The sequence below is a fragment of the Xenorhabdus mauleonii genome (assembly GCF_900113945.1).
Lineage (GTDB): Bacteria > Pseudomonadota > Gammaproteobacteria > Enterobacterales > Enterobacteriaceae > Xenorhabdus > Xenorhabdus mauleonii.
Window position 1 is genome coordinate 1 of record NZ_FORG01000007.1, and the last position, 17,380, is coordinate 17,380.

Annotated in this window: 18 protein-coding genes, 1 tRNA gene and 3 pseudogenes; 9 read left to right on the forward strand and 13 right to left on the reverse strand. The window is 41.6% G+C overall.

The window, feature by feature from the left end; translation table 11 throughout:
• The 6 genes and pseudogenes from BM100_RS08750 to BM100_RS08765 form a co-directional block, all read left to right on the forward strand.
• Window positions 1-649, forward strand: a 649-nt coding sequence (locus BM100_RS08750; RefSeq protein ID WP_422645739.1) for an RHS repeat domain-containing protein, incomplete at its 5' end; no start/stop codon positions are given.
• Window positions 624-716, forward strand: a pseudogene (locus tag BM100_RS24045) (RHS repeat-associated core domain-containing protein); the annotation flags it as partial. The gene BM100_RS08750 and the pseudogene BM100_RS24045, both read left to right, overlap by 26 nt.
• Before the next feature lie 21 nt (window positions 717-737).
• Window positions 738-1,133 carry a hypothetical protein gene (locus BM100_RS24050; protein ID WP_338066830.1) on the forward strand — a complete coding sequence of 132 codons (396 nt, stop codon included), beginning with the start codon at window positions 738-740 and terminating at the stop codon, window positions 1,131-1,133.
• A gap of 10 nt (window positions 1,134-1,143) precedes the next feature.
• The gene (locus BM100_RS08755) at window positions 1,144-1,536 is read left to right on the forward strand and encodes a hypothetical protein (protein ID WP_092510005.1); all 393 of its coding nucleotides are present in this window, start codon (window positions 1,144-1,146) and stop codon (window positions 1,534-1,536) included.
• Between the two features lie 94 nt (window positions 1,537-1,630).
• Window positions 1,631-1,729 (forward strand): annotated as a pseudogene (locus tag BM100_RS24055) (RHS repeat-associated core domain-containing protein); the annotation flags it as partial.
• A 447-nt stretch (window positions 1,730-2,176) separates the two neighbouring features.
• Window positions 2,177-2,452: a DUF6966 domain-containing protein gene (locus BM100_RS08765; RefSeq protein WP_092510010.1), complete on the forward strand. Its 276-nt coding sequence runs from the start codon at window positions 2,177-2,179 to the stop codon at window positions 2,450-2,452.
• A 416-nt stretch (window positions 2,453-2,868) separates the two neighbouring features.
• On the opposite strand, the gene BM100_RS08770 is transcribed toward BM100_RS08765, so the two are convergent.
• The 13 genes and pseudogenes from BM100_RS08770 to BM100_RS08825 form a co-directional block, all read right to left on the reverse strand.
• Window positions 2,869-3,198, reverse strand: coding sequence for a hypothetical protein (locus BM100_RS08770; RefSeq protein WP_092510012.1), 330 nt, complete (start codon window positions 3,196-3,198; stop codon window positions 2,869-2,871).
• Window positions 3,199-3,292: 94 nt separating this feature from the next.
• A complete protein-coding gene (locus BM100_RS08775; RefSeq protein WP_092510014.1) occupies window positions 3,293-3,559 on the reverse strand; it encodes a helix-turn-helix domain-containing protein in 267 nt (88 codons plus the stop codon).
• Window positions 3,560-3,814: 255 nt separating this feature from the next.
• Window positions 3,815-4,690, reverse strand: coding sequence for an integrase domain-containing protein (locus tag BM100_RS08780; protein ID WP_092510016.1), 876 nt, complete (start codon window positions 4,688-4,690; stop codon window positions 3,815-3,817).
• A gap of 232 nt (window positions 4,691-4,922) precedes the next feature.
• Window positions 4,923-5,099, reverse strand: coding sequence for a hypothetical protein (locus BM100_RS23015; RefSeq protein WP_169924706.1), 177 nt, complete (start codon window positions 5,097-5,099; stop codon window positions 4,923-4,925).
• 459 nt (window positions 5,100-5,558) lie between these two features.
• Window positions 5,559-5,945 carry a hypothetical protein gene (locus tag BM100_RS08785; protein ID WP_169924705.1) on the reverse strand — a complete coding sequence of 129 codons (387 nt, stop codon included), beginning with the start codon at window positions 5,943-5,945 and terminating at the stop codon, window positions 5,559-5,561.
• Window positions 5,917-6,708 (reverse strand): peptidoglycan recognition protein family protein, encoded by a 792-nt coding sequence (locus BM100_RS08790; RefSeq protein WP_092510020.1) that lies wholly within the window; start codon window positions 6,706-6,708, stop codon window positions 5,917-5,919. Before BM100_RS08790 ends, BM100_RS08785 begins: the two co-directional genes overlap by 29 nt.
• A 123-nt stretch (window positions 6,709-6,831) precedes the next feature.
• Window positions 6,832-7,101, reverse strand: a complete 270-nt coding sequence (locus tag BM100_RS08795; protein WP_092510022.1) for a PAAR domain-containing protein — start codon at window positions 7,099-7,101, stop codon at window positions 6,832-6,834.
• 45 nt (window positions 7,102-7,146) lie between these two features.
• Window positions 7,147-7,956, reverse strand: a complete 810-nt coding sequence (locus BM100_RS08800; RefSeq protein WP_092510024.1) for a DUF4123 domain-containing protein — start codon at window positions 7,954-7,956, stop codon at window positions 7,147-7,149.
• Complete coding sequence (locus BM100_RS08805; protein ID WP_244590624.1) at window positions 7,953-9,959, reverse strand: type VI secretion system Vgr family protein; 2,007 nt, start codon at window positions 9,957-9,959, stop codon at window positions 7,953-7,955. The genes BM100_RS08800 and BM100_RS08805 overlap by 4 nt, the downstream gene beginning before the upstream one ends.
• A gap of 647 nt (window positions 9,960-10,606) precedes the next feature.
• Window positions 10,607-13,045 (reverse strand): toprim domain-containing protein, encoded by a 2,439-nt coding sequence (locus BM100_RS08810; RefSeq protein ID WP_092510377.1) that lies wholly within the window; start codon window positions 13,043-13,045, stop codon window positions 10,607-10,609.
• A gap of 108 nt (window positions 13,046-13,153) precedes the next feature.
• Window positions 13,154-13,360 carry a helix-turn-helix transcriptional regulator gene (locus BM100_RS08815; RefSeq protein WP_086955681.1) on the reverse strand — a complete coding sequence of 69 codons (207 nt, stop codon included), beginning with the start codon at window positions 13,358-13,360 and terminating at the stop codon, window positions 13,154-13,156.
• Between the two features lie 350 nt (window positions 13,361-13,710).
• A pseudogene (locus BM100_RS08820) lies at window positions 13,711-14,907 on the reverse strand (tyrosine-type recombinase/integrase); the annotation flags it as partial.
• Window positions 14,908-15,082: 175 nt separating this feature from the next.
• A tRNA-Arg gene (locus BM100_RS08825) sits at window positions 15,083-15,159 on the reverse strand.
• Between the two features lie 190 nt (window positions 15,160-15,349).
• Between BM100_RS08825 and folD the strand changes: the two genes are divergently transcribed.
• The 3 genes from folD to BM100_RS08840 all read left to right on the forward strand — a co-directional run bounded on the left by folD (window position 15,350) and on the right by BM100_RS08840 (window position 17,190).
• Window positions 15,350-16,225 (forward strand): bifunctional methylenetetrahydrofolate dehydrogenase/methenyltetrahydrofolate cyclohydrolase FolD, encoded by an 876-nt coding sequence (folD, locus tag BM100_RS08830; RefSeq protein ID WP_092510026.1) that lies wholly within the window; start codon window positions 15,350-15,352, stop codon window positions 16,223-16,225.
• The gene (gene ybcJ / locus BM100_RS08835) at window positions 16,225-16,437 is read left to right on the forward strand and encodes a ribosome-associated protein YbcJ (RefSeq protein ID WP_092510028.1); all 213 of its coding nucleotides are present in this window, start codon (window positions 16,225-16,227) and stop codon (window positions 16,435-16,437) included. The genes folD and ybcJ overlap by 1 nt, the downstream gene beginning before the upstream one ends.
• Window positions 16,438-16,584: 147 nt before the next feature.
• The gene (locus tag BM100_RS08840) at window positions 16,585-17,190 is read left to right on the forward strand and encodes a hypothetical protein (RefSeq protein ID WP_092510030.1); all 606 of its coding nucleotides are present in this window, start codon (window positions 16,585-16,587) and stop codon (window positions 17,188-17,190) included.
• Window positions 17,191-17,380 lie beyond the last annotated feature (190 nt).

Below are 17,380 nucleotides of genomic sequence, written 5' to 3' on the forward strand. Positions count from 1 at the left end.
CGGGCGTGTCGTGCAGCAAGGGAATATCCGCTATCGCTATGATGACAATGGTCGTCTGGTGGAAAAAAACGAACAGCGTGATGGCTTCCGGCCACTAGTCTGGCGCTACCGCTGGGATAGCCAAAACCAGCTCACCCATTGCGAAACGCCGGACGGCTCGCGTTGGCACTATCGTTACGATGCCTTTGGTCGAAGAATACGTAAGCTCAAGGTGCATGACGGAAAGCTGACGGCGACAAACTTGCAACGCTGGCTGGACGGAAAACCAGACTTGACCCCGCGTAACACGGCTATTTACGGTCAGGACTACCTCTGGAGCGGTGACCAGCTGATTGAGGAAACGCCCATTTACGCCGACGGCTCGCTGGCACTGGACAGCTGCGTGCTCTGGCTGTACGAGCCGGGGGCACGGACGCCCTCCGCCCGCGTTGAAAAGGGCAAGCTGCATTACATTGTGAGTGACCATCAGGGCACCGTGCGCGAGATGTTGAATGAGGACGGCACGCTGGTCTGGGCGCAGCGGCTGAAAACGTGGGGAAAAGCCGAGAAATCGCAGGTGATTGCCTCGAATAACCCGGATTACCACGTTGGGTGTAATTTCAGGTTCTGCGGGCAGTATGAGGATGAGGAGAGCGGGTTTATACTATAATTTTCATCGCTATTACTCCCCGGAGACGGCACAGTACATTTCGCCCGACCCGATCGGCTTATTGGGCGGGGTAAATCCGTACGGATATGTGCATAATCCGGCGAAGTGGATTGATCCTTACGGTCTGGCAGGCGGGGTTGGTAATAAAGGGGATGCAGGGATAGCACATGATAAAAAATCACTATCAGAAATTCCTGAGTATGAACCAAGAATCAGACAACGAGCAGTTAAAAATCCTGGCGGGCACAATTTTCCATTTAGTTTCGACCGAGAAATTTTAAAAACAAAACCAACAGTACTGCGTAGCGGTAATATAGGCTATGCAATGTTAGGCCATAAAAATGGAAAAAAGGTTGTATATAACATAGTTGTTAGGGATGGAAAAATTAGCCATCGAGATATGATAAGTACAACTAACTGGGGACAGCGTAGCAGAAGTTTTGGTTGGCCTCTAAAACTTGAAGATATACCAAGACTTGATTAAGGAGAATAAAATGACACCAGAAACTATAATAAAAGGTGATAATAGTAGTCATTTAGTTTTAAAAGACTTTTATTTTAAAGGAGAAGATTTTTATGCGTGTATTGATATTAAGTCTAGCTGGTATCATGCCAAGGTAAATTTCGATTCATCGTATGACAGAATTAAAGAATTTCTTATTTCCTTAGATGAATTAATTTCTAAAAAGGTACTTGAATCTAACTTTATTAATGAAAATGGAAATGTTGATATTAATATTTCAATTAATCATCTAGGGAAAGTAAAAATAATTGGTTGTTTATTAAACGATATGTTAGAGAGTTCATCTTTAACATATGAAATAGAGTCCGACTTACAAAGTTTAATCGGATTCTACTCTAAACTGAGAGCCATACTAACTATATAATTTATATTATTTTCAGTAAGTTATATTCGTATTGGTTATATTTAAACCGGAAAGTTCCCCGTAATCCTCCGGCTTTGTTTTTTTAAGAGCGGCGCAGTACCTCTCGCCCGATCCCCGGAATTTGGCGGGAGGTATTAATCCTTATGGCTATGTGCATAACCCATTGTCTTGGAGCGATCCATTAGGACTTTCTGGAACATCAAAAATTAAGAAACCTAGTGATGACCTAGGTGAAATTACAGGGCATTATTCGGCAATTAAGCCAAGGCCATTAGATGATGGTCTTACAGAAACTTTCGCAGGTGGAAGATATAAAGAAGTAATTTTAAGCCAGGATACTGTCATGCACCGAGCGGGGGGTCTACTAATGAATTTGGGCGATTCTTTAGCTTAGATAAACCACAAAGCGTTCTTCAGACAAGAATAAACAAAGCAGTCTTACCTAAATGGCCAAATGGTGGTGAATCTCCATTAGATACTACATACACGTTCAAAATACATTAATACCAAAAGGTACAAAAGTCTATGTCGGGGAAGTAGGTGTACAGAAAGAATTTTATCTCGGTGGTACAGAACAAATCGTTCTAACAGAACCTTGGAATGTACCGAGTATCAAAATCATAGGAAAATCTCCATTAAGATGATGTGGAAAATAGAAAAAATTTTGGAAGAAATTTCAATTCTTTTAGAGCAAAACTTGGCATCTGATTGGGCTCATCATATAGATAAATTACGTTATCGAATGAATATAAAACCTGATGAGGCTATTGTAGATATAAAAGGACTCTTTGGTGGTATGGGATCACTAAATGATCTAGTACTTAGCAGAAATGGAGTACCTTTAAAAGATGAAAATAATAAGCTAAATGAACTCAGAAAAGAGTTATATGTGTCTATTCGGCACATAATTAAGTAGTTAGAGATAAAAAGCCGGAAAAATCCACGTGATCTTCCAGCCTTGTTTTTTGAGAGGCTCAATTCCTTCCCTTAGCTGCTTTTGTAGTCCCCAATCAGCTCGCGCATTCTCAGTTTAATATCACTGATTTGCTGGCGCTGGTATTGCCCCTACAGGATTCAACATTAACAATTAATTATTTGTTTTTAAATGATTTTATTTAGTTCAATTATCTACCATACCCCCTATAATACCCCCACATTATTTTGTCTCTGTTTGCCTGATTTCTATCTGGTTGGCACTGTGGATAGCAGGGTTTTCATTGCAAAAATGTCATCAATAAAACCAATATTGTCAAAAATGAAATAATGGTTTCAAGGCGGTCTACCTGTTATTTTATTAAAATAGTAGCTCAACCAAATTTCATTATAATCAAATTACAGCCACCGAGATAACGGTGAATACTCAGCCAAATATTTATCTAAAGATTCACAATTAAGGATTTTAGCCTCAAACAATGGTTTATTTATCTCATTTAAAATCTTAAGATCCTCGTGGCAACCCGTATTTTCAAAAAGAAATAGCAATGCTTTATCGATAAATTCAATTTCTCCGAAACTTTTAGCCTCCACAATCAAATGTATAATTCTAGTTTTGATTTCTTTACTTTTAAAATAGTAATTATCTTCGAGTGAGTGTTCATCAGCATAGAGATAATCTAATTCTTTAGATAAATTCTCAAGATTTAAATAAAAATAATCATTCATTTTATAAATCCATATATTTCAGGAAAATATATTGCCATGAATATAAAATAAATAATTATTATTCATCCTCATGGCTTATTTCATTGAAACCAAACTATTCAGTAAGAGCTTTGCGAGCCTTACGTTCAATAGGCTGACCATCATATGAATCAAAATAACGGCTAGGCCAGATTTCTGAAGGGTGTATTCCGAGATAATTCGCAATTATCCACTCACCTTTTGGCCAAGGCCTGCTGAGAGTATTGGCTAATGTTGATGAACTTAATCCCGCTTCACGGGAGACTGCTGCTAAAGTAGTACCACGCTTACGTAATGCAGCAATAATATTGGCCTGATGCCAGTCTTTTTTAATATCAATCATTCCTGCTACCCCTTCCATTAATTGAACATTAGTGGTGGTGATTCAAGGCAGGGTTAGCAGACCGGGTAACTATAACCGGCGAGGCCGAAGCCTCCCCTGCCTGAACCACCATTGAAAGGGTGATAACAGACGCACTGGCAGAAACTTCCTACCAGTGTATATAGTTACACAAGGCTGCTAAACCTTGACCATTAGATTGTGCCAATGGCGGAGTTACTTTAACTGATTGTTTTATCTAACTCAATAACTGAACTGCTAAGTTGAACGACTATAAACCCGCTCAACATAACGCCCGCGTCCGTCGCCATGCCCCAAATCCATTGAAACCAATGCCCTTGACTCTTGATGACTAAAGCCATTTTGGTGATAAAACGCCAACGCATCCTGCGCCCACGCATAACGCAAACTATGAGGAGAATGGCAACCTTTTAAACCAATCTTTGTGGTATGAGTTCGCCAATAGTTCATGGCCTGCCTGAGATCCGGCTTATCAATTAATCTGCCGCATCTCTGCTCAGCCACAGCAATGGCCTGTGCTACAGCTTCTTTCACCGCCACAACATCCAATACACGGGTTTGCCTTGGTCGGCCGCCTTTTGTACCGAAAACAACATGCAATTTTGGCTCTGGTTGTTCTAACTGTTTTCGCCAGCTTTTCAATGAAGCACTACACTGCACCGCTTCCTGAGAACGCAGCCCCATCAAACGGGCAAGCTTCAGTGTGGCTGCAAATCCGGCGTCCCATTCAAGGGCTTTCTGGTAAACAACCTGAAACGTGGCATCAGGGATCGCCTGCTTTGTTCCTGCGCGGCTGGCTTTACTTAATCCCAATGCCTGGTTACTCAAACGCGGAGAAGTTTCCAGTTTTTCCCTGCCTGCCATGCGGAAGATATTACGCAGCGCAGCCATTTCATTTTGCACTGTTCGTTTAGCAACACCCTGCGATAAACGGGCATCAACGTAGTACTCTACATGCTTGGTTTTTAAATGGCTGAGGCTTTTAACCTGAATATTCAGACTTAATAACAACGCGCCCAAACGCCCCGCGATCCGAATGCGGTCATGACAGGTTTTATGGCTGCCACCGCCCTGTCGGGCAAAAAATTTTAATTCCTTAATCAATCCGCTCATCTGTTTCTCCTTACTTAACCTTTCAACATGCGATCTCTGGCGCGCGACAGTGCGGACAAAGCAGGAAATACCGGCTTTGCCCCCTGACGAATATCTGTGCACCAGAGTGAGCGCGTGTTGAGGTATTGCGGGGTATCGGTTGAGTACGCGGTACTGCCGCCTGTATTAACAGGTCATCCCCACCGGCTAAAAGCCAGCCTCGATATCGTCAGGTTCTCCTTTTGATGATTCTTTAATCTATAAAATGCAGTGTCAGATTCACTGTGTGGTTAAGCAGGCGTGATCCCGTCATTGTCAGGTTATCTTTTTGCTGCGGCGTCACTTTCAGCGGTAAACCGGCAAAAAGTGACGCCTTAAATCCGCAAACAATCAGCAAAAGTCGTGCGAACGTTGAAATGCCAGCAGGCACAGAAGAACTCCGCAAGGTGAAGTGTCAAACAGCAGTTATGGGTTGATTATTTGGATGCAGAAAAGGTGTCTGCTGAATATTTCAAACAGAGATTGTAGAAGTATAAATATCGTATGTAAGAATAATTTTGTGGTCTGACGTAAGTGCATGATTCAATGTTCAATGCACTTAGCTGTCAGCATAAAAATACTCTTTTGGGGTATTTTTAGTTTAAAAAACCTTCATCGTTAGACAAGGGGTTTATGTCTGACAATATCTGCTTCCAAAGGTGCGCAGATGTACCACAATACTTGCTCTCCCTTTCAGGCTACGGGAGTTTTTTATTTTCGCTGAAAAGCGCTTTAATCCAATTTAGATTAACTGATTTTTATAATCGTAGCAATAATAAAAATCATGTGTTGAACTGCATTATTTATAATCAAGATTGAAAGTTACTTTCACCTTGATTATAAATTATAATTATGGATTCATACCATCGAAAGGTAGGATGAAGAAAGTTTCACATTTCTTTGATTCACAACCTAAAAATTTCTCAATATTATTACTCTTAAGTGTAATCACCCCTCCCCCATTAATATAAAAATCCCATATCTCATTGTTTATTTTTACCTTTCCATTTATATCACATGGAGTTTGATAGAAAGAACTATATGGAGAATAATCATATTCCCTGCTAATATTAAAAATATTATTTACATCCTCCTTACTTAAATTCCATTTTTTGCAGATATCAATAATATCTTTATCATTACTTTTGGTTATCACCAACCCTGTTAAGCTAATTATTTCTATTTTGTTTTTTGAATAAACATAAGGACTAAATATCATTAGAATAAAGATTAGCACCTTCGCCTTCTGTTTTATAAGATATTTTATCATGCTCATATATATCACCATTATCTAAATTATAATTACATTTTAATAAACTAACTAATTTTTTAATTGATTCACTTTGTTGTACAGTAGCTTGATCCCAAGATTTAGATGACTTATTATAGCCTGCAACAACTTCAATTCCTACACTATCATCATTCATAGGGTATCTGTCAGGATATGCTTTTAATTTTTCATGGTCATGAATTTTTTTCGGATTCCATCCCCAACCTTTTATTTTTTTTGCTTCATCTGAATTACAATTATTTTCTGCTATACACTTAGATCTTATTTTTCCTATATGATATGTATATTGTTTTAAACTAGCTGTTTGTTTTATTGTACCATCCTTATCTATAATAAAATGTGTTCCAACTCCAGTTGATTTGAACGAAGATATAGCTGTTGACATACTTGAGCCTCCTGTTCTATGTAATACTATAGCATTTACTGTGCTCATTTCACCATGCTCTAAAGCATTGACTTCATCTTGAACTATATCAGTATTTTTAAAATACCCATCATCATTAACATATGGAACCTTACTTAATACATGCTTAACAAAATCCTCTCTCGCTTCCGGTGGTGGACATGTAGCACAGGCTTTACCCGCACTCCATGTGTTATTTTCATCATGTTCAGATAGTTTTTTTATTAACTCCTCTTTTTTGTTAAAGCAGATATTATCGTTAAGAGCTGTTAACAGTGTTTTTTCCTTTTCATTGATAGGTTCCATCTAATCTTCCTTTTGACGATAAATTAACTGAATTTAAGTAAGAAGTGCTGGTTAAATATAGTTCATAACCTGTGTTTTTTTGTATGAACTACAGTGTATTTATATATATTTTTTCAAATATCATCAGCCAATACTTACGCTACCTCCACCAATAACAATACCCCCACAATCAACGGCATCACCCGTTCTAGCGACAGGTTTTCCTTCAACAAACACAGATCCAGAACCTTCAGCTATCATCCTGGAATGCGATGAGTGAGATTCCAGAGTATCCCCTTGTCTGGCTATGTAGACACCGTCTACTTTAACGCTTCTAGCACCGGTAATTACAGGTGTTCCCGGGCAATCACCATGTTTTGTACCCATATCACCGATTCTAACGGCATTTCCCATATTGTTTCTCTCCCGAATTAATTTTAATACATATATAGATTGTTATTAAATATCAAGAAGAAATTTATTGGCCCTATACCAGCCGGGAGTTTCATCATCAGTAAGTCTGGTTAAAATTGATTTATCAAACTCATCAATATCGAAATTTTCTTCTCTGATCACTTTTTTAAGAATTTCTTCTATAGAACGCATATCTGTTATTTTTTCATCAAGCAGATATTCATAGAAAAAAGCCAAAAATGGCATTGAATTGACAATGCTGATACTTTTTCTCAGTTCAGCCAACTCAGATAACAAAATTACATAAAGTTTTTGTAAATACTTTTCTTTTTGCTTTATTTCTATTAATTCATATTGTTCTTCGTTGATTTTGAAAATCTTATATCTGCCCTTGGCATTATCAGGATATTTTTCTCTAATTTTTAGAAAATTATCCTCTTTATATTCACCTTGGTAATCTGTTGCTACTTTTTGAATCGGCCCCAAAAAACAATGTATTTCCCAGTCACTCAATACATCAAGAAAATCCCAGATATTACGCGGGTCATAAAAACGAAAAAATACGGGTTTTTCCTGTTGAGGAAGCAGTACTTGCAGATATTTTCGTAAATGTTGGCGTACAGTTTTCATATCTGCTGTACTATGGACGAAAATTCCCCATGGTGTTTTGCGGCACTCCAACCAGACTTTGACTTTTTCATTCACCTGTATCAAATAAGGCGCGATTTTAACCAGCTCTGGCTGGAGTGGTTCACTATAAAGACAAGATGAAGGTGGATCATATTGTTCCAGCATCAAAAATAAGTCCTGCTCTGCTGCCCCATCAATAATAGCGTAAAATATTTCCTGACTCATTCTTGATTCTCCTTCATTGGACAATGGGCGACAAACATAGAGCCTTCACTGGCTGCGGCTAGCAAAATGGCGGGATTGGCGGGAGTCAGTAAATCTCCGGGGCTACCACCGGAATTCAGATTGATAGCTGCGCCTTTAATATCAATCCCACCCGCATGAAGAACAACAAAACTCCCGCCGACACTCAGTGTGATTTTGCTGCCACTCTGTAGTGTGAGATCACCCTGAGCGTCAACACTGATTACGCCTTGAATTTTTTCGGCCAAATCACCTTTGATTTGTAATGAACGATCACCATCAATTAGCTCAATATAGTTGCCTGTGGTTTTATGATCCTGTTGACCTTCTACAGTCACCTTACGGTTATTGGCTATCACCAATTCATCATCATGACCGATACTGGTTGTACGGTCATAGTTAATACGCTCATCCCGCGAATTACGCACCTGAATGGCAAGGTTCTTTTGGGCATGAATAAAAATTTCTTCGCGATCTTTCTCATCCTCAAAACGCAGTTCGTTAAATCCTTCTCCTTTGTGAGTTTTTGAACGTATCGACATCTGAGTTTTTGCCATGGGTAAGCGGTTTGGTGAAATATTATTCGCATGGTAAGCTCGCCCGACAATAATAGGTTGGTCGGGATCACCATGGACAAAATCAACCAAAACCTCATGACCAATGCGGGGAATAGCAATTATTCCCATTAATTGTCCAGCCCAGGCCTGACTGACACGTACCCAGCAAGAACTTTTGTCATTGAATTCACCATACCTGTCCCAGTCGAACTGGATACGAACGCGCCCATGCTCATCACAGAAGATTTCTTCCCCTTCAGGCCCAACGACAGTGGCGATATGTGGGCCTTCCATTTTGGGTTTTGGATAGGGTGAAGGGCGGTAAGAATTTTTTCGGGTAGTGAAGGTAAATTGGTTGGATAACCATGTACCGCCCTCGCCGGAACGGGTTTCATCTGCCTGTGCCTGCCGCCCGGAATGCGTGATATGAATCAGCTGCCATTGGTCGTTAAAAGCCTCTCTGGGGTGATCGTCCAGGTTAACCAATTGCCCTGGCCACATGGCAAAACAGTCACCATGACCGTTGCCAAGCTGCGTATCCCGGCGCAGGTATTCCAGACGATACTGGCTTGCCCGCTGGCCTAAATCATCATCTTTAAAGCGGCTGGGGAAATCGTAGTAATGATAGCTGTTCAGTATCCGCTGATTATCAAGGTTACGCCCTTCATACCAGAATTCCCGGTTCCAGCGTGGGTTCTTAAAAGTTCTGTCTTTGGTAGTGATATTGGCAACACCAACGCGCTCTGACCAGCTAAATTGGTGAACACAGGTTGTTCCACCTGTGACGTCAGATTCGGGACGATAAGGGATATTAATGACCTGATTAAGGGATAGACAGGAATCGTGAAAAACAATACGTTGTTCATGCTGTTCCTGATCGAAGGTGAAGTAGTAAAAAATACCCTCATCGGCCAGTAAGCGCTGGATAAAGGCCAGATCGCTTTCATCGTATTGAACGCAAAATTCCCGTGGCGGATGTTTATAGCCCAATGAAAAGAAAATGTTTCGCACACCATTTTCCCTGAGCAGGCTTTCCACAATATCCACAACGGACTGGTTTTGGAAAATCCGGCTATTGACCCGCAATGATGCACGCCATAAAGGAGGCTGAAGGGTGATATGGTAGCGACTACTGTGCCGCCCGGTTGAAAGCAGTGAAAAATGGGTTATCATCCCAGTGATTTGGCGCTCAACCTGTCCGTTGCGGTGTACGGCAAAAGCGGCATTTCTGTCAAGGACATCGGCAAAATTGATTTCCGGGGTTTTACAGGTCAGCGTGGCTTCCAGCCGAAAAGGGGTAGATAGCGCTTCATTGAGAGAAAAATCAACAACCGCGAAAGTTTGTTCGGGTAAATTTTCCGTAATTAGTGTAAATCTTAACCCTGAGCGATCAAGTAGTTGGTTGATTTTATCCATTACCCTGCTCATTTGTATCCTCCATAATCTTTTGGTGTATCAATCCTTAGTGAATGCCTTAATAATAAAGATAATGTAGTAATGAAATAGCAATTGCCTATTTTAGGTACAGCGCAGAGTAGGATATAACAGAATTATTTATCTATTCCAGTACAAATAAAAACACATCAGGAAAATTGTGATTAACGTCTATGACTAAATAAAATCAGATGATTGCCTCATATTAATTTCGTGTAGTACGACAGATTAAAATCACACTGACGCGCTGCGCTTGTCTTCTCTGATTTGTCTGGCTAATGCATTAACCAGACAAATCAGAGATCTTGAAGAACACCATACCCGCCAGAAAAACCTTTTTATTTAACCCCTCCCTATTAAAGAATTAGTAATAAAACTGTTCACCCTGTTCACCTCTAAATATTTTTATTTAAATTCATATTGTTAAAGGGTGATAACTTGAAATCAAACTCATCACCACTCTTCACTCAACCCTTCACCTCTAAATCAGAAAAAGGTGAACAGGGATGAAGACTTGTGAACAGTTTAAAAATAACTATTCACCCTACAATACATTGATATATATGATTTAAATCATAGGGTGAATAGTGGTGAACACTTTTTATATTTTTTAGGAAATCTTTATCGGTGTGAAAAAAAAATTATTCTTCTGGCAGGTTATCCCTTGTCAGTTTCGGCAGCCATTCGATGGCCGTGTCGATATTCAGGTTCAGATTGCTGCGAATGCCCTGTTTGCTTTTCTTACGCAGGTAGTACTGGCTGTACTCGGCCAATGCGCCCGACATATCCATACCGAATCGGGTCACGGAAACAGGCTTGTTCAAATTGTTACCTTTCATATAGGCAAGGTAGGCGTGATAGAGGTATTTGCGAGGATTGAACGGCATGATTTCCGCATTGCCGATTAACAAACCATCAGCTTCATGAGAAGCCACCAGATAACCACAAAAACCAACCAGCGGATCTGTACCGCGTTTGATATCCAAAGCCTCTTCAGATTTTTGTTGCTCCGCCAGTAAACGCCTTGCCGTGTGTGGATCAGCAAACCGATGAAGCAATTGCCGGATAATCACAGGCAATTCTGCCGCGATTTTATCCCGCAGAAGCGGATCACGTTCGTTTTCCGGCACGACTTCGGAGAAGTTGAAAATCACCCGACGCCGCGACACTCCACCACTGCGATCACTGAAACTCATGGCGTTATTGTTCACCGCCAGCACCACCGCCGGAATGCGCGTTGAATAAGGCTGTTTGTGCTTCGGGTCAATAGCGACTTCATCCCCACCTGTAATGGCCTTGATGCCAGAGCCATCGCCCACATAGCGGGTCTGGTCAGGCAAAATAATCAGCGAATACCCGACAATCAGTGCCCGCTCCCGTGGGGTTTCCAGCGCAGCCATACTGGCAGAAACGGTATTGCCTTTCCCTGCCAGCATCATGCAGATTTCAGCAAAGATGCTTTTTCCACTGCCTCCGGCACCGGTGACTTCCAGAAATAACTGCCAGTCGTAACGGTTTGCCAGCACCATAAACAGTGCGGCCATCACTCTCTCTGCTTTGCTTTCACAGTTAGCGGTTGCCCGCTTGAGCCAGTGCCAGAATTGAGGCGCATGGCTTTGCAGGGTTTCTCCCGAAACGGGGGAATTGAATTCAACGTCGTTAGCAAGCAGCAACCAGTCATGTTTGTGATGAGGCCGGAACTGGCCGATTTTCAGGTCAAATACCCCATTATGAAACCCGATTAAATGGCGCTCTGGTGCGTTCATCATGGGAAGCTGTAATTTCAGGGCATCCACAGCAGAGCCAATACCATGCGGTGAGTACGGCATTTTCTCTTCCATAAAAGCCGCCACCATTTCCCGCTGTAAATCGCGGTTACTGACCGGACACCAGACAATACCATCATAGTGATAAACGGTTTCCGAAGCGCCATCCAGTGCCAAATCACCGTCATAACGTGCCAGTAACACTTCACCGCGCTGACTGGCTCCCATCTGGCATAAGGTTAGTTTTGACGATTCGGCATCATTGGGATGAATGACCGCCTTTTTCGTTATGGGTGCCGGTTGATAAAGCCCTTGAGCAAACGCCAGCTTTGCCGTTTCTACACCGTGTTGTTGGCGATAGTCGTCCCAATCGGCTTTATGTTCTGTCGGCGGTAACGTGAGCCAGCCATTTACTGCAATAGCCGCTTTTTCTGCCGAGATTTTGCCGGTATTCACTTTCGGTTTACCGTTCTTATCCAGTTCACCGGAATGATGCCAGTCGTTATCGGCGGCAATAATGATTTTCGTGTCCGGCCAGCGTTCTCTGACTGATTGGGCAACGGAGAGCAAATTGCCTGCATCCAGTGCAGCCAGAATAGTCCCGTTACAGAGTTGGTTAACCGTGAGTGCCGTGGCGTAACCTTCGGTAATGATGACTGCATCGGGACTTTCTGCCAGCGCTGACAGAGTGATAAATGCACCTTTCTTCTGGCTGCCAGTGAGTAATTTTTTCTCGCCATTCGGTTTGATGATCTGTGCGCCGGTTGCTTTTTTATCCAGTGTTGCGAGTCGCAACACTGTCGAATTATCGGCCAACAACCTCTGATTAGGATAGTGCAACCCCTTTACCATCAGATAGGGAGATTGTCCGGCAACAGTTTGCGCCATCAGTGCTGCTACTTTGTCGGCAATTGACTGTGTTGTTTGAATGGTTTTTCTGGCTAGCTTGGGTTCGGGCAAAGGTAATGCCAGTACATTCGCAACTATTTTCGCGGCCTCAGTAATAGAAATTCCTTTGGTTTTTGCCACCAAATCCAGCCCATCGCCGTAGTTCGGCATGTCACACTGGCGACAATACCAGTTGCCATGATGGTGATCATCAATAAAGTGAAAACGGTCAGTGCCGCCGCAAATCGGGCAGGCACCATGCTTGTCTTTTGACGGAATATCAATACCACAGGCAGGCAGCAGATTTTCCCAATGATACATGGCGGATTTTTTCACGGTCTGGATCAGGTCGAGCGGTTTTTGATGAGTGGTCTTATCTGAAAGTGTAAATTTAGGGTGAGTTTGGGTATGCTGTATATCAGCCATCATCGTTACTCCGTATAACGGTTGTTGGTCAGACGCCTCAGATGTGTTGTCGCACACTGGGGCGTTGCTCTTTTATATTACGTGTCTTATGTCATGTTCTTTTCTGTGTTATGCCGCTCGTGATCCTGCGATCCGCTGCGCAATCCAGTGATCAATCTCTGATTCAATAAACGCGATGGAACGGGAACCGAGTTTGATTTGTTTCGGGAATGCCCCATCGCTAATTAATTTGTAGATCCACGCCTTGCTATAACCCGTTCTGCGTTGAACTTCGGGCAAACGAATAAGATTTTCTTTCGGTGCTGTCATTGTCATATTATTTATCTCCTGTTACCGAGTCCTTGAGCGCTCATCGTGGACGTTGTTTGATGACAGGCGGATTATTTAAAAAGCAAGATTAAATGAACAGCGTTAATTGTTTACTCCATTTGTGAAATTTATCGGTTTATAGGGAGTACCAACTCCCGAATTGTATGCTGTATGAAAATTAGTCACCGCTGGAGCCTCCAACACAGTCTAAAAAACATCCATCATCTATGTTCTGTATAAAAAAATAACTTTGTTGGCACTGCCAACAAAGAATAAAAAAGCACCACATATCTATGAGCTGTATGAAAAATAGCTCTATTGGCACTGCCAACGTGGTGTAAAAAGCAACCGTACCTTTACGCCCTTTTGCCAAATTTTCCTATCAAGACATTTTCACCGCGTTCCAGCATCTCCATATGATCCGCATACCATTGCAGCATTTCCCTGCGCCCCTCCAGATATTGAGCGTGATTGTAAGTTCCCCGGATGCTGTTCTTATCAACATGGGCAAGCTGAGTTTCAATCCATGCAGTGTTATAACCTTGCTCATGCAGAATAGTACTCATGGTATGACGGAAGCCGTGGCCGGTTGCCCTGCCATCATAACCAATACGTTTAATAACCTGATTAATGGCGGCCTCGCTCATCGGTTTACCCGCATCATTACGGCCGGGGAAAACGTATTTCCCACGCCCAGTAATAGAGAGCAGCTTGATAAGAATGGCTTTAACCTGATTGGATAGCGGGACGATGTGAGGGCGACGCATTTTCATTCGTTCAGCAGGTATCTGCCAGATATCCTTATCGAAATCGAATTCAGTCCATTCTGATTCTCTTAATTCGATGGTACGCACACCAGTAAGCATCAGTAAACGTGTCGCGGATTGAGTCACTTCGCTTCCACTATAACCTGCCAAGGCGATGAGGAATTCATTCAGTTGGTCAGCTAAAAGATGTGGGAAATGTTTTTGCTTCGGTGCTTTAAGTGCGCTGGCAAGATCGGTAACAAGATTGAACTTAGCCCGCCCTGTAATCACGGCATAGGTGAAAATTTGCCGACAGGCCTGTCTGGTTTTTTTCAATTTATCCAAAACACCGCGTTGCTCCATTTTTCGGAGCACAGCCAACATTTCAGCAGGTTTAATCTCGGTAACGGCACGTTTACCAATATACGGGAAGATATCTTTTTTCAGATATTCCAGAATGTCTTCGGCATACCCTTTTGACCAGTTGGGACGTTTATGTTCGTGCCACTCAATGGCAATAGATTCAAAACTATTGCTGACTGCAAACGCTTTGGCTGCCTTTTCAGCTTTCTTTTCTTCTATCGGATCATGACCATCCGATAGCATCCGCCGGGCTTCGTTTCTCTTGGTTCTTGCTTCTGCGAGGGAGATATCAGGATATACCCCCAGTGCGAGTAATTTTTCTTTGCCTGCGATCCGGTACTTCAACCGCCAATAGCGAGCGCCATTAGGGTTAACCAATAGATATAGTCCGTCACCATCTGCAAGTTTATAGGGTTTTTCTTTCGGCTTTGCAGTGTCTGGCTGTCAACTTCATTTGGGGGTATTTTACTTCATTGAACCTAACAATGCCCCCAATTATGCCCCCAGAGATCTGTAGATTTCAACATACTTTAGTAGACTATGAGAGAACGGGAAAAGGCTAACTGCACGTATTTACTGGGATTTTGTGGACTTTGGAAGACGTTAAGATATGAATGGATGGTACGCCCTACAGGATTCGAACCTGTGACCTACGGCTTAGAAGGCCGTTGCTCTATCCAGCTGAGCTAAGGGCGCATTACGGTATGCAGAATAAGCAACATCGTTAATGCTTTGATGTAGCTCCGGATTATACGGGCATAATCAAATGAGTCAATGGCCTTTTCGCTCATATGCTCATTTTATGATTATCAATAAAACTGACAGGCGGTTCATGTTCTGACAAAATAGCATCTATTCCTATACTTGATGATGGAATCTTAAATACATGTCAGCAAAAATTATTGATGGGAAAACGATTGCGCAGACAATCAGAAGCGAAGTTGCAGAAAAAGTTAGGCAGCGTGTGGCCACCGGAAAACGTGCCCCTGGCCTTGCTGTCGTTTTAGTGGGAGAAAACCCCGCTTCTCAGATTTATGTCGCAAGCAAACGTCGCGCCTGTGAAGAAGTCGGTTTTATGTCCCGCTCTTATGACCTACCAGATACGACCAGCGAAGCCGAATTACTCTCTCTAATAGATAATCTGAACGCCGATACGGAAATTGATGGTATTTTAATTCAACTTCCTTTACCTGCCGGTATTGATAATGTCAAAGTTCTGGAACGTATTCATCCCGATAAAGATGTAGATGGATTCCATCCCTATAATATCGGTCGTCTGTGCCAACGCTCTCCAAAACTGCGCCCTTGTACTCCCCGTGGGATTGTCACTCTGCTTGAGCGCTGCAATATCAATACTTATGGACTGAATGCAGTTATTATTGGTGCGTCTAATATCGTGGGGCGGCCAATGAGCCTTGAGTTGTTATTGGCCGGCTGTACAACTACGGTAACGCACCGGTTTACCAAAGATCTGCGCCAACATGTTGAACAAGCTGATTTGTTGGTGGTTGCTGTCGGTAAACCCAATTTCATTCCCGGTGAGTGGATCAAACCGGGAGCAATTGTGATTGATGTCGGCATTAATCGACTGGACAATGGCAAGGTTATTGGAGATGTGGATTTTGATAAAGCCTCCGAACGTGCCAGCTGGATTTCTCCGGTACCCGGCGGTGTCGGCCCAATGACTGTTGCAACTTTGATTCAAAATACCTTGCAGGCTTGCGAGGAATATCATGATATAGATACAACTGAAGGTTACTGATGGAAATTTTTTCTTTAGATGGGCACCCTTATGTGGAACTGTGTGATTTGCTGAAATTCCAGGGATGGAGTGAAAGTGGTGCTGCTGCAAAGGCTGTAATTGCAGAAGGTTTGGTCGAAGTTGATTACCAAATTGAGACCCGTAAGCGTTGTAAAATTATTGAGGGTAAAATTGTTTCTTTTAACGGTGAATTCGTTCGAGTAGAAAAATAATCTATATTGCTAATATCATCACAAGCAAATAGCACGTTAGATTTATAAACGTGCTATTTTTCAATGAAATAATTTCATGAAATTTTTGTTTAATTAAAATAATTAAAATAATTAAAATAATACACTGAAAATAATGAGGGTTATATTATGGGTAGATATCGTGAAGATGAAGAAATACCAATAAGTTTAATAAGAAAAATAGATAAAACACGAGCAACAGAGTCCAAGCGTATAAATCCATGGACAACCCCAAGGATAAGGCAAAGCGAAATATTAAAATGGAATGAACACAGTGTTGAATTTCAACGCCTCAATAATGGAATTATTTATTTCATTGACATTCCTAAAAATGAATTACCTATAAGGTTAAATATTGTCGGTCATGGTAACCGGCACCATAATACCTATTCCACTCTTGATTTTCGTCTCTTTCACTTAAAGCCTCAAGATCTATTTGATTGTATAAGAACACTAATCTATGTTTATAATATTAATAGCATAAGACTTTGTTGTTGCCATCTAGGAAAAACAGGTTTCGCTCAAGAATTTGCCAATATCACAAATAAGCCAGTGAAAGCTTATACCGGGCCACTACATACAATAGGTGAATTTACTAAAAAAGAATTTAAAACCAATCGCTCTATCATTGTTAAAGATTACAATAAAAAAATACCCGTTGATAATAATCCACGGCATGATATCAATATTTACGAACGTCAATTTGTCTGGTTTTATCCGAAAAATAATAAATAAGATTTAATCATAGTGATACTCTTCGATTTTAGAAATTCCTTACTCCTAGCGATGCGAAGGGTAAGGAAATGAATGACGATTTTGGAATGTCACTTATGTGACACAGGCAATATATTAATAAATAAACAGTCCGACAACCTTTTGGTTTTCTAATTAATCGCTATACTCAGAGACTGGCTTACAACTGAAA